Origin of the sequence: Lentzea californiensis, from assembly GCF_024648825.1 — a bacterium.
GTDB lineage: Bacteria > Actinomycetota > Actinomycetes > Mycobacteriales > Pseudonocardiaceae > Lentzea > Lentzea californiensis.
The window spans coordinates 949306-961706 of the sequence record NZ_JANBBE010000001.1; the positions used below are offsets into that span (position 1 = coordinate 949306).

At 69.4% G+C, this 12401-nt stretch carries 11 protein-coding genes; 10 read left to right on the forward strand and 1 reads right to left on the reverse strand.

Going from position 1 to position 12401, the window contains the following annotated elements:
- Window positions 1–16 precede the first annotated feature (16 nt).
- The 9 genes from LX88_RS05045 to LX88_RS05085 all read left to right on the forward strand — a co-directional run bounded on the left by LX88_RS05045 (window position 17) and on the right by LX88_RS05085 (window position 10249).
- Window positions 17–535: an NUDIX hydrolase gene (locus LX88_RS05045; protein ID WP_258946654.1), complete on the forward strand. Its 519-nt coding sequence runs from the start codon at window positions 17–19 to the stop codon at window positions 533–535.
- The gene (locus LX88_RS05050; RefSeq protein WP_258946655.1) at window positions 532–2829 is read left to right on the forward strand and encodes a DUF6049 family protein; all 2298 of its coding nucleotides are present in this window, start codon (window positions 532–534) and stop codon (window positions 2827–2829) included. The genes LX88_RS05045 and LX88_RS05050 overlap by 4 nt, the downstream gene beginning before the upstream one ends.
- Entirely contained in the window at window positions 2826–4475 is a 1650-nt protein-coding gene (gene murJ, locus LX88_RS05055; RefSeq protein ID WP_258946656.1) for a murein biosynthesis integral membrane protein MurJ, read from the forward strand. Before LX88_RS05050 ends, murJ begins: the two co-directional genes overlap by 4 nt.
- Window positions 4476–4506: 31 nt before the next feature.
- A complete protein-coding gene (locus tag LX88_RS05060; RefSeq protein WP_372511181.1) occupies window positions 4507–6030 on the forward strand; it encodes a protein kinase family protein in 1524 nt (507 codons plus the stop codon).
- A gap of 79 nt (window positions 6031–6109) precedes the next feature.
- Window positions 6110–6727, forward strand: a complete 618-nt coding sequence (gene sigM / locus LX88_RS05065) for an RNA polymerase sigma factor SigM (RefSeq protein ID WP_090071983.1) — start codon at window positions 6110–6112, stop codon at window positions 6725–6727.
- Window positions 6724–7467 (forward strand): RsmA family anti-sigma factor, encoded by a 744-nt coding sequence (locus LX88_RS05070; protein ID WP_258946658.1) that lies wholly within the window; start codon window positions 6724–6726, stop codon window positions 7465–7467. Before sigM ends, LX88_RS05070 begins: the two co-directional genes overlap by 4 nt.
- 77 nt (window positions 7468–7544) lie before the next feature.
- Window positions 7545–8525 carry a thioredoxin-disulfide reductase gene (trxB, locus tag LX88_RS05075; protein ID WP_258946659.1) on the forward strand — a complete coding sequence of 327 codons (981 nt, stop codon included), beginning with the start codon at window positions 7545–7547 and terminating at the stop codon, window positions 8523–8525.
- A 34-nt stretch (window positions 8526–8559) separates the two neighbouring features.
- Window positions 8560–8889 (forward strand): thioredoxin, encoded by a 330-nt coding sequence (gene trxA / locus LX88_RS05080; protein ID WP_090071992.1) that lies wholly within the window; start codon window positions 8560–8562, stop codon window positions 8887–8889.
- A 220-nt stretch (window positions 8890–9109) separates the two neighbouring features.
- Complete coding sequence (locus tag LX88_RS05085; protein ID WP_258946660.1) at window positions 9110–10249, forward strand: N-acetylmuramoyl-L-alanine amidase; 1140 nt, start codon at window positions 9110–9112, stop codon at window positions 10247–10249.
- A 64-nt stretch (window positions 10250–10313) separates the two neighbouring features.
- Here LX88_RS05085 and LX88_RS05090 read toward each other — a convergent pair whose 3' ends face one another.
- Window positions 10314–10946 carry a GNAT family N-acetyltransferase gene (locus LX88_RS05090; protein WP_090072241.1) on the reverse strand — a complete coding sequence of 211 codons (633 nt, stop codon included), beginning with the start codon at window positions 10944–10946 and terminating at the stop codon, window positions 10314–10316.
- Between the two features lie 134 nt (window positions 10947–11080).
- Here LX88_RS05090 and LX88_RS05095 point away from each other — a divergent pair, with 134 nt between their 5' ends.
- Window positions 11081–12397, forward strand: a complete 1317-nt coding sequence (locus LX88_RS05095; RefSeq protein WP_258946661.1) for an aminotransferase-like domain-containing protein — start codon at window positions 11081–11083, stop codon at window positions 12395–12397.
- Window positions 12398–12401 lie beyond the last annotated feature (4 nt).

The following is a 12401-nucleotide window of genomic DNA, read 5'->3' on the forward strand; positions in this document are numbered from 1 at the left end:
AAGTACGATCGGCCGTATGTCCCCGTCAGCCGCACGTTCCGGGAGTCCCAAGCCGGGGCGCCGGAAGCGGCGCCGGGGCAGGAGGCTCGAGACCGTCGACGAGACGTCGGCCGGTGGCCTGGTGCTCGACGGCGAGCGGCGGGCCGCGGTGATCGGCAGACTTGACCGGCGCGGCCGGTTGCTGTGGTCTTTGCCCAAGGGTCACATCGAGGCAGGCGAGACCGCGGAGCAGACCGCGGTGCGCGAGGTCGCCGAGGAGACCGGTATTCATAGCAGGGTGTTGCGCCCGTTGGGGTCGATCGACTACTGGTTCGTCGCTGACGACCGCCGGGTGCACAAGACGGTTCACCACTTCCTCCTCGAAGCGACGGGGGGAGAGCTTTCCGACGAAGACGTGGAGGTCACCGAGGTGGCGTGGGTGCCACTCGGCGAACTGGACGAGCGACTCGCGTATGCCGACGAGCGCCGCCTGGTCCGCCGAGCAGCCGAACTGCTCGCCGGCCGTTGCCACAACGGGGCGGAGTCGTCGGCGTGAGCCTGAAGAAGCTCGTCTGCACAGCCGCTGTCGCCGCGTTCGTGGTGATCACAGCGCCGGCCGCGGCCGCCCAGCAGGGGCAGCCGGACGAGGTCGACGCGTTGCCGTTCATGCCCGCTCCCGCCACCCAGGTGTGGGCGACCAGATCGCTCTCCGCCCAGCCGGGTCAGGCGCAGCCGCAGTTCCTGCGGCTCGACATCGACCAGCTCACCCCCCGGTTCGTCACGAGCGACTCCCCGGCGACCGTCAGGATCACCGGCAAGATCGTCAACATCGGCGACCGCAAGGTGTCCGACATCGTGCTGCGCCTGGAGCGCGGTGAGCCGCTCGACTCCGAGGACGACCTGCGCAAGGCGTTGCGGGAGCCGGCGGCGGCCGAGGCCGTGCAGCCCAAGTTCACCCCTGTCGCCGGCGAACTCGAACCGGGCCAGCAGAAGGACTTCACGCTGGAGGTGCCGCTGCGCGGTACCGAGCCGACCTCGCTGGAGGTCGAACGGCCGGGCATCTACCCGATCCTCGCGAACGTGAACGGCAGGCCGGACTACGGCGGCCAGGCACGTCTCGCGGCGCTGTCGACGCTGCTGCCCGTGCTGGGCGTGCCCGGCGGCGAGACCAGGGGCAAGCCGGGCGCGAGCTCGAAGCTGACGGTGCTGTGGCCGATCGCGGACCGCCCGCGGCTGGTCAGGCTGGGCGGCGAGGGCCGGTCGGAGCTGATCGACGACGAGCTCGCGGCGTCGCTCTCGGTCAACGGCCGGCTGTACGGCCTGCTGCAGGCCTACGAGCAGGCGGTTCCGCAGATGAGCACGGCCATGTGCCTGGCCATCGACCCGGACCTGCTGCGCACCGTGCAGGCCATGAGCACCGGTTACCAGCTGCGTGGCGGCACCGAGGGCAAGGGCAGGATCGAGGCGAAGCTGTGGCTCGACCGCCTCAAGCTCGCCGTCACGGGCCGTTGCGTCGTCGCGCTGCCGTACGCCGACGCCGACCTCGTGGCGTTGAACAGGGCGAAGCTCGCGACCATGCGCACGCTCGCGGTGACGGACGGCCCCAAGCTCATCCAGGACGTCCTGTCCGTGCAGCCGCTGCCCGACCTGGTGTGGCCGGAGGACGGCGTGCTCGACCAGTCGACGTTCGACGAGCTGGTCACCCCTCAGCCGGACAAGGGCTACCCCGGCGCGAAGTCGCTGCTGCTCGACCCGACCGGCATCGCCGACGCGCCGGGCACCGCGCCGGTCGTCATCGGCGGCAAGAACCCGGTGACCGCGGTGAAGATCGACTCGATGGTCTCGGACGCGCTGCAGGGCAGTGAGTCGCGCCCGCGCACCTTGTCCGGCGTGACCACGCCGGTCGAGAGCCAGCCGGTGTCCGTGCAGAACGCGCTGGCGGTGCTGGTGTTCCGCGCCGGCTGGCAGGGCGACGGCCGCAACGTGCTGGTCGCGCCGCCGCGCCGCTGGCACGCGCCGCTCTCGGAGATGACCGAGTTCCTCACCACCGCTCAGAAGCTGCTGACCAGCGGTTATGCGAGCCAGACCGGGCTCGCGGAGCTCACCGGCGCCACGCCCGCGGTGACGAACGCCAAGATCTCCTACCCGCCGGAGGCCGGTGCGCGGGAGATCTCGGCGATCATCTCGGACTCCGTGACGGACCAGAGCGTCGAGCTCAACGGCCTCGTCGCGGCCATGCAGCAGGAGGACAGCGCGCACGCGTCGCCGTCCGACCTGGCCGACCCGCTGTGGCTCGGGCTGCTGCGGGCGATGTCCGGCGCGTGGCGGGGCAACGAGCAGGGCGCCCGGTCCGCGGCCGAGGTCAGCCAGAGCGAGCTGAACGCGCTGACCGGCATGGTCGGCGTGACGCAGCCGAACAGCCCGATCCTGCTCGGCTCCGGCGACAGCCCGATCCCGGTCACGATCACGAACAAGCTCGACGTGCGCGTGACGGTCCGGATCAACCTCGCCGACACCCCCGGCATCCGCAAGCTCGACCTCGCCGACCAGGTGCTTCCCGCCCGCGGCGAGCGCGTCGTGCGGGTGCCCGTCGAGGTGCTGCGCTCCGGCCGGTTCCCGGTCAGCGTGCGACTGACCACTCCGGAGGGCGTCGCTCTCGGTGACACTGTCAAGCTGGAGGTGTCGTCGTCCGCCTACGGCACCATCACGGTGATCATCACCGTGATCGCCGGGATCGCGCTCGTCCTGCTTTCCGGGCGGCGCATCTACAAGCGGGTCCGCGCTCGCAACGGCGAGAACGGCGGCGCACCGTCCATCGAGAACGTCACACCGGAGAAGTCGAGCGCGTGAGCGAGACAGCCACGACCACCCAGCCAGAGCAGCAGAACCAACCACCGTCGGTCGCCAGGGCGAGCGGCTCGATGGCGATCGCGACGATCGTCAGCCGGGGCACCGGCCTGCTGTCGAAGGTGCTGCTGATCGCGGTGATCGGCGCCGAGATGCTCGGCGACTCGTACCAGGCGGCGTCGATGCTGCCCACGATGATCAACGAGCTCCTGCTCGGCGGCATCCTGACCAGCGTGGCGATCCCGCTGCTGGTCCGGGCCGAGAAGGAGGACGGCGACGGCGGCGAGTCGTACGCCCAGTGGCTGATCACCATGGGCACGCTGATCCTCGCCGTCGGCACGGTCATCGCGATGGCCTGCGCGCCGTTGCTGACCGACCTCTACATCTCCGACTCCGAGAACGCGAACCCCGAGCTGGTCACCGCGTTCGCGTACCTGGTGCTGCCGGGCATCGTCTTCTACGGCCTGACGGCGCTGCTCAGCGCCGTGCTCAACGCACGGCACGTGTTCGGCATCCCCACCTGGGCGCCGGTGCTGAACAACCTCGTCGTGATCGTCGTTCTGGTCGTCTACGCGCTGCTGCCGGGCGAGCTCACGCTCAACCCGGTTCGCATGACCGACGTGCACCTGCTGGTCCTCGGCCTCGGCACCGCGCTCGGTGTGGCCGTGCAGGCGTCCGTGCTGTTCCCGGCGCTGAAGAAGACCGGCTTCAAGTTCAAGTGGCGCTTCGGCTGGGACTCGCGCCTGTCGGAGTTCGGCAGCCTCGCGTTCTGGGTGCTGCTCTACGTCGGGCTCGGCCTGGCCAGCATGACGGTTCTGACGAACGTGGCGACGAGCGCCGAGGGCACGCTGACGGCGTTCAACTACCAGTGGCTGATCGCCCAGGTGCCGTACGGCGTTCTCGGTGTCTCCCTGCTGACGGCGCTGATGCCGAAGATGAGCCGGGCGGCCGCGAACAACGACAACGAGTCGATCGTGCGCGACCTGCTGTTCGGCAACCGCATGTCGGCGATCCTGCTGATGCCGTTCAGCGCGCTGATGACGGTGTCCGGTCTGGCCATCGGCCTCGCGGCCTTCGCCTGGGGCAACTCAGGCGTCGAGGGCGGCACGAGGATCGGTCTGGCGCTCGCGCTCTCGGCGTTCGGTCTCGTGCCCTACGCCGTGACGCTGCTGCAGCTGCGGGTCTTCTACGCGATGAAGGACGCCCGCACGCCGACGCTCATCCAGGCGTTGATCGTGGCGGTGCGCATCGGCCTGCTCTACCTCTTCCTCGCCGTGTCCACGCCGGGTGACGCCTCGCAGCTCGCCGTCGGCGTGTCGCTGGCGATGTCGCTGAGCTTCGTCTTCGGCGCGATCGTCGGCCAGGTGTGGCTGCGGATCCGCCTCGGCCGCCTGCGCACCGGCTTCACCATCTGGACGGTCTGCCTCACGGTCGTCGCCTCCTCGCTGGCCTTCGCGGTCGCCAAGGGCGCGAACTGGCTGGTCCTGGGCATGCTCGGGACCATCGAGCCGGTCGTGGCGGCCTGGATCGAGGTCGTGCTCGTGACGGCGATCGGCCTGCCCCTCGCGTTCGGCCTTTTGGCGGCGTTCCGGGTGCCCGAGATGAAGCCGGTGATCGCCAAGATCAACCGTTTGGTGCGGCGAAGGTGACTCCAGTCCGTGAGCGCCGTCCCGTACCCTCGTGTCCGTGAGTAGCGGAGTTCACGCCGCCCTGAATCCCGGGGGCGTCATCGGCAACGGCCGCTACCGGCTGCTCGCGAAATCAGGAGCAGACGCGCGGTCCAACGCGGAGCTGTGGCGAGCGCGCGACGGTCAGCTCAACCGGGACGTGGCGCTGACGGTGCTGCTGGGCAACCTCGCGGACAACGAGGCTGCCGCCCGTGCCCGCCGAACGGTCGAACGCGCGATGCACGCGTCGTCGTTCACGCACCCCGGCGTGTCCAGGGTGATCGACGTGCTGACGCCCGGCACCGGCATCCGTCCCGACGAGGGCATCCTCGGCATCGTCATCGCCGAGTGGACCCAGGGCACCGACCTGATGGACCTCATCGCGGAGGGCCCGCTGCCGGCGGGCGCCGCGACCCGCCTGCTCGAACCGCTGGGCGCCGCCATCGAGGGCGCGCACCACGCCGGTCTCGTGCTGGGCGCCGACCACCCGCAGCGCATCCGGGTCACCTCGGACGGCCGCCTGCGCCTCGCGTTCCCCGGCCCGCGGCCGGACGCGATCGCGCGCGACGACGTCAAGGGCCTCGGCGCGATCCTGTACCTGCTGCTGACGGGCCGGTGGGCGCTGCCGGGCGGCCCTCAGGGCGTGCCGGTCGCACCGACCGGGCCGGACGGGTCCGTGGTCGCTCCGAACGCGTTGCACCCGTACCTGCCGCACGACCTGTCGTCCGTCGCGGTGCGGTCGCTGGAAGACACCTCGGTGGGCGGCATCCGGACGTCCGCCGCGATCCTGCAGGTCCTCGACCAGATCGCGGCCGAGGAAGCCCAGACCGCGCTGATCCCGGCCGTGGCGTCGACCCGTGATGACGACGACCAGGTCGTGTGGACCACGCAGCGCCCACGGCAGGACAAGCAGCAGAAGAAGAAGTTGTGGATCAGCGTCGGCGTGCTCGCCCTGGCCACACTGACCGTGATCGTGTGGCTGAGCGTGCAGATCGTCGGGTTCTTCAGCGACGAGCCGTCCAAGGGCGGCGGCCCGACCGTGGTGATCAACCAGCCGGGGTCGAACGGCCAGAGCGCACCTCCGCCCGCACCCGCCGGACCGGTGCAGCCGGCGGCCATCGGCGTCTACGACGTGACCAACCAGCCCGACAACCCCAACCAGGCGAGCCGGGCGGCCGACAACAACGCGGGCACGTTCTGGCGGACCGACAACTACTTCCAGCCGTTCCCGACGCTGAAGCCCGGCATCGGGCTGATGGCCTCGTTCGCGGAGCCGGTGAAGCTGGCCTCGGTCACCATCACCTCGCCCAGCAAGGGCACGCACGTCGAGATCAGGTCCGCGTCCGCGCTGGACGCGCCGCTCGAGGAGACCAAGGTCATCGGGGTCGCCGACCTGTCCGACGGGCAGACGCAGATCCAGCTGAACGAGCACGAGCCGACCGGTCACGTCCTGATCTGGATCACGCAGCTCACCAGCGCCGGCGGCGGCAAGAACCAGTCCGAGGTCCGGGAAGTCGTCTACACGCGAGCGCAGTAGGACGGCGAGTAGAACTACGCCCGCACTCTGGGTAGCCCTGTCCGGGTGATCTGTGATCACCCTCGCTAAAGTTCCCACCGTGACCGCCGCAGCCAGCTCGGACGCCGATCTCATCTCGGCCCACGCCGCAGGTGACCCCTACGCGTTCTCGGAGCTGGTCAAACGGCACCGCGACCGGATGTGGGCGGTGGCGTTGCGCACGCTGCGTGATCCCGAAGAGGCCGCGGACGCGCTGCAGGAGGCGTTCATCTCGGCTTTCCGGGCGGCGTCGTCGTTCCGCGCCGAGTCACAGGTGACCACCTGGCTTCACCGGATCGTGGTGAACGCGTGTCTCGATCGGATGAGACGCAGACAAACAAGACCGACAGTGCCGTTGCCCGAGGCCGGTCCCGGCGAACCCGTCGCTCCCCGCGACGCGATGAGCGACCGCGAGACCAGCCTCATGGTGCAGCAGGCGTTGATGGAGCTGCCGGAAGAGCAGCGGGCGCCCATCGTGCTCGTCGACGTCGAGGGGTATTCGGTCGCCGAAACGGCGAAGATGCTCGGCATCGCGGAGGGCACGGTGAAGAGCCGGTGTGCGCGTGGTCGCGCCAAGCTGGCCAAAGTTCTCGGGCACCTCAGGAACCGAATCGCAGATGCGAACGTCCCAGCTGACGGTGTGAATGTGCAAGAGCAACGTCAGTGGGAGGGCCGATGACCGGCATGGAGCGCGTGCCGATGGGTCCGCCGTGGTCTGTTGACCTCATCGCGGACCTGCACGCGGGCGTGCTGCCCCCTGAGGTCGCCGCACAGCTGCGTCCGAGGGTCGAGGCGGACGCCGACGCCAGGGAGGTCCTGCAGGCGCTCGACGCCACGCTGGAGGACCTGCGGTCGTTGCCGCCCGTCCCGATGCCCGACCACGTGGCCGCGCGGATCGACGCGGCGCTGGCCGCGGAGGCCCGTCCCGGCATCGCGCCGGTCGTGTCGCTGAACGACGCCCGCAAGCGCCGCAACCGCCGGCTCGGCATGGGCGGTGCCGGTGTGCTGGTCGCCGCCGCGGCCGCGTTCGGCATCGTGCTGGCCGTGTCACCGGGCGCGCAGCAGCAGCCGCCCGCGAACGACGCCGCGCCCGCGCCGACGACCAAGCCGGGTGCGGCGCCCCCGCTCGCGCTCAAGCGCGACGAACTGGGCTCCGCCGTCGGTGAAGTGCTCAGAGCGCAGAACTACGGCCCGCTGGAGACCCCCGACCGGTTGGCCGGCTGTCTGAAGGGCGGCGGCATCACCAGCTCGGGCACCCCGCTCGGCATCAGCCCGATCGACCTCGAGGGCAAGTCCGCGGTCATGGCGATCCTGCCCGCCGGACTGGGCAAGTACCGCCTGGTCGTGCTGGACCCGGCGACCTGCGGGCCGGACAAGCCGGAGGGCGTTCTCGAGGACACGACCGTGGGTCAGAGGTAGTCGTTCAAGTCACGGAATTAGCTGCACCTACGATCCGTTGAGCCAGTCAGACGACGAGATCGAGGAGTTGCAGAGCCGTGAGCGTGCGCAACGTGATCATCATTGGATCGGGACCGGCGGGCTACACCGCGGCGGTCTACGCGGCACGCGCGCAGCTGGAGCCCCTGGTCTTCGAGGGGTCGCAGTACGGCGGCGCCCTCATGACGACGACCGAGGTCGAGAACTACCCGGGCTTCCGCGACGGCATCATGGGCCCCGAGCTCATGGAGCAGATGCGCGAGCAGGCCACCCGCTTCGGTGCCGAGCTGCGCGCCGAGGACGTCGAGTCGGTCGAGCTGACCGGTGACGTCAAGAAGGTCGTCGCGAACGGCGTCGAGTACGAGGCCAAGGCCGTCATCCTCGCGATGGGTGCCGCGGCCCGTTACCTGAACATCCCCGGCGAGCAGGAGCTGCTCGGCCGCGGCGTGTCCGCCTGTGCGACGTGCGACGGGTTCTTCTTCCGCGACCACGACATCGCGGTGGTCGGCGGCGGCGACACGGCGATGGAGGAGGCGACGTTCCTCACGCGCTTCGCCAAGTCCGTGACGGTCATCCACCGCCGCGAGGAGTTCCGCGCCTCGAAGGTCATGCTGGAGCGCGCCCGCGCCAACGAGAAGATCAGGTGGCAGCTGAACACGCAGGTCACCGACGTTCTCGGTGACGGCACCGTGTCGTCGATCAAGGTCAAGGACACCCAGACCGGCGCCGAGTCCGAGCTGCCCGTCACCGGTTTCTTCCTCGCGATCGGCCACGACCCGCGCTCGGCTCTGGTCAAGGGCCAGGTCGACCTCGACGCGGAGGGCTACGTCCTGACCAAGGACAAGTCCTCGTACACGAACCTCGACGGCGTGTTCGCCGCCGGGGACCTGGTCGACCACGAATACCGTCAGGCGATCACCGCCGCCGGCTCCGGTTGCAGCGCTGCGATCGACGCGGAGCGGTGGCTGGCCGAGCACGGCACCGAGCAGGCCGAGATGGCCGCCGAGGCCGTCGGTGGCGGCTACGGCAAGAGCAACTGAAGTTCCTTCTGCGAGTCCTTTTAGGGAGATCAACATGGCAGGCGCCACCGTCACGGTGACCGACAAGTCGTTCGCGGACGACGTGCTGACCAGCGAGAAGCCCGTGCTGGTCGACTTCTGGGCGACCTGGTGCGGCCCGTGCAAGATGGTTGCCCCGGTGCTGGAGGAGATCGCGGCCGAGCACGGCGAGAAGATCACCATCGCCAAGGTCGACATCGACGCCAACCCGTCGATCGCCCGCGACTACCAGATCATGTCCGTGCCGACGCTGATCCTGTTCCAGGGCGGCCGCCCGGTGAAGCAGATCGTCGGCGCGAAGCCCAAGGCCGCGCTGCTGAAGGACCTGTCGGACGTGCTCTCCTGAGTTCAAGAAGTTGCAGGAGCTGAGAAGTTCTTTGCAACGCGCAACGTGACCCGCCCGTCTATCGATAAGACGAGCGGGTCACGTTCGTTTTGGTGCCGGGGCGGTGATCTCGGTACGACTGTGAGTAGCCCTGCATCGATCACTTAGCGCAGCAGGGCACAATGAAGACTTCCCAACTGACGCGCCGACCAGGTTCGGCGCCCTAGTCGAGCGAGGGTGCATGCAGCTGCTCCGCCGCGGGGACGTCGGAAGTGATGTTGCCGAGATCCGGTCGACCCTGACCAGGCTCGGACTGCTTCCGCCGGCCGACCCACAGGCGCCGCCGGTGTTCGACCAGCAGGTCGAGCACGCAGTGCGCGCGTTCCAGCAGCAGCGGGGGCTGATCATCGATGGCATCGTCGGCCCGGCGACCTACCGTTCGCTGCGTGACGCGACGTTCCGGCTGGGGGACCGGCCGCTCGCGTTCCTGATGTCGCAGCCGACGACCGGTGACGACGTGCTGGCCCTGCAGGAACGCATGCTGGAGCTCGGTTACGACGCCGGCCGCGCCAACGGCGTGTTCGGCCAGCAGACCGAGCAGGCGCTGAAGAACTTCCAGCGCGACTACGGCCTGATCGTGGACGGCATGTGCGGTCCGGACACCGTGCGCGCGTTGCGCCAGCTCCAGCCGAAGGTGCGCGGCGGCCGTCCGCAGCTGCTGCGCGAGCAGGAGAAGCTGCGCGGCGCCGGTTCACGCCTGTCCGGCAAGCGCATCGTCATCGACCCCGGCCACGGTGGCCAGGACCGCGGTGTGGTCGTGGACGGGCTGTCCGAGGCCGATCTGATGCTGGACCTGGCCCGTCGTCTCGAAGGCAAGATGGCCGCCACCGGCATGGAGGCGCTGCTCACGCGAGGGCCGGACAACTGCCCGGACGAGAACGAGCGCGCCCGGTTCGCGAACGAGGCCGGTGCCGACCTGATCCTGTCCCTGCACAGCGACGGCAACTCGTCGCCGAACGCGCAGGGCGTGGCGACGTTCCACTACGGCACCGGCAACGGTGCGTCGTCGACGGTCGGTGAGGCGCTGGCCGGGTTCATCCAGCGCGAGGTCACCGCCCGCACGACGATGTCGAGCTGCGGCTCGCACCCCAAGACGTGGGAACTGCTGCGGCTCACCCGCTGCACGGCCGTCCGCGTCGAGGTGGGCTACCTGACGAACGCGGAGGACCGCGCGCGGCTGTCGACCCCTGGGTTCCGCGACATCGTGGCCGAGGGGATCCTCGTGGCCGTGAAGCGTCTGTACCTGCTCGGCAAGGACGACCAGCCGACGGGCACGTTCACGTTCAACGACCTGCTGCGCTACGAGATGGCCAAGGGCTGACGCTCTGACTGCACGCGGGGCCCTTTCGTACTGCATGTCAGTACGAAAGGGCCCCGCGTGCGTTTCAGACCGGGCGGAAGCTGGGTTCCGCGGTGGAGACGGTGACGCTGTTGAGGAGCCGTTCGAGAGCGGCCTCCACGTCTTCCTTCCAGGTGATGGAGCTGCGGAGCTCCATCCGCAACCGGGGCCAGCGGGGGTGCGGCCGCACGGTCTTGAAGCCGACGCTCGTGAGGAAGTCGGCCGGCGTGACGCAACTGGCTCCTTCGTCGTCCGGGCGCATGTCGCCGAACGCCTCGATGGCCTTCACGCCACGACGCGTCAGGTCCTTCGCCACGGCCTGCACGAGGACTCGCGCGAGCCCGCCCCCGCGAAACTCGGGGAGGACGTCCAGCGACGTCATGAGGACCGCGTCCGGGCTCACCGGAGACGTGGGGAAGGCGGCGCTGCGCGGAACAGCGGCCGGTGGTGCGTAGAAGACCGAACCGGCGGGGATGCCGTCGCAGTAGATCATGCGACCGCACGAACCCCACTCGAGCAGGACGCTGGAGACCCAGGCTTCCTTCTCGAACTCGGTGTCGCCGTACTCCTCGGCCTGTTCACGCAGATGAGGAGCCAGTTCCCAGAAAACGCACGTCCTGCTGTGCTTGGAGAGATGCTCCAGGTTGTCCAGCGTGACGCCTACGACGCGACGGGACACCCCGACCTCCACCCGTTAACACACAAAGCGAACCCATACGAGGGTAGGCGAATGTGACGGAACCGGGAAGGCGCGTGCCCTGAACGGGACGACGGTTACACTCGCTCGGGACATTTCCTATACAGGAGTCCCACATGACTGTGCCCGGGCAGCCCGCCAAGCAGGGCCCCAGAAGCCTTGACCCCCACCTCCGCCGCTACGCAGCGCGCACGGCAGGGATGACGGCATCGGAGATCCGGGCACTTTTCGCAGTCGCGTCCCGTCCCGAGGTCGTATCGCTGGCCGGTGGCATGCCCCACCTGGCCGCTCTGCCCCTGGAGTCGCTGTCCGCGGAGATCGGTCAGCTGGTGGCCTCCGAGGGCCTGGTGGCCCTGCAGTACGGCTCGGCGCACGGTGTTCCGACGCTGCGCGAGCAGATCTGCGACGTGATGGCGCTGGAAGGCATCAACGGCCACCCGGACGACGTGGTGGTGACCGTGGGCTCCCAGATGGGCCTCGACATGGTCACCCGGATCTTCTGCGACCCCGGTGACGTCGTCATCGCCGAGGGGCCCTCCTACGTGGGCGCTCTCGGGTCGTTCACCGCCTACCAGGCGCAGGTCGTGCACGTCGCGATGGACGCCGACGGGCTCGTGCCGTCGTTGCTGCGAGAGGCCCTCGAGGCCTGCAAGCGCAACGGTCAGCGGGTCAAGTTCCTCTACACGATCCCGAACTTCCACAACCCGGCCGGCGTGACGCTGGCGGTGTCGCGGCGGGCCGAGATCCTGGAGATCTGCCGGACCTACGGCGTGCTGGTCGTGGAGGACAACCCGTACGGGCTGCTCGGGTTCGACGGGCAGACCTACCCGGCGTTGCGGTCGATGGACCCGGACAACGTCGTGTACCTCGGCTCGTTCTCGAAGACGTTCGCGGCCGGTCTGCGGGTCGGCTGGGTGTTGGCGCCGCACGCCGTCCGCGAGAAGCTCGTGCTGGCCGCCGAGTCGGCCACCCTGTGCCCGCCGACGCTGAACCAGATGATCGTGTCCCGGTACCTGTCGACGCAGGACTGGAAGGGCCAGATCAAGACCTACCGCGAGGCGTACCGGGAACGCCGTGACGCGGCGATCTCCGCCCTCGAACAGCACATGCCGCAAGGTTCCACGTGGAACATTCCGGATGGCGGCTTCTACGTCTGGGTGACGGTGCCGGAGGGCATCGACACGAAGGCGATGCTGCCCCGCGCCGTGACGGCCCGCGTGGCGTACGCGTCCGGCACCGGCTTCTACGCGGACGGCTTCGGCTCCCGCCAGTTGCGGATCTCGTACTGCTACCCGACGCCGGAACGCATCCGCGAGGGCGTCCGCCGCTTGGCGAACGTCATCGAGGAAGAGATGCAGCTGGCCGTGACCTTCGGGGCGACACCGGGCCGTCGGCTGTCCGGTCCGCAGACCCCGTCGCCCGACACCGCCTGATCCT

What these genes read in the sequence shown, in the direction of transcription:
- LX88_RS05045 (WP_258946654.1), top strand. Translation starts at nt 17, where the DNA reads ATGTCCCCGTCAGCCGCACGTTCCGGGAGTCCCAAGCCGGGGCGCCGG.
- LX88_RS05070 (WP_258946658.1), top strand. Translation starts at nt 6,724, where the DNA reads ATGACCGGCATGGAGCGCGTGCCGATGGGTCCGCCGTGGTCTGTTGAC.
- trxA (WP_090071992.1), top strand. Translation starts at nt 8,560, where the DNA reads ATGGCAGGCGCCACCGTCACGGTGACCGACAAGTCGTTCGCGGACGAC.
- LX88_RS05085 (WP_258946660.1), top strand. Translation starts at nt 9,110, where the DNA reads ATGCAGCTGCTCCGCCGCGGGGACGTCGGAAGTGATGTTGCCGAGATC.
- LX88_RS05095 (WP_258946661.1), top strand. Translation starts at nt 11,081, where the DNA reads ATGACTGTGCCCGGGCAGCCCGCCAAGCAGGGCCCCAGAAGCCTTGAC.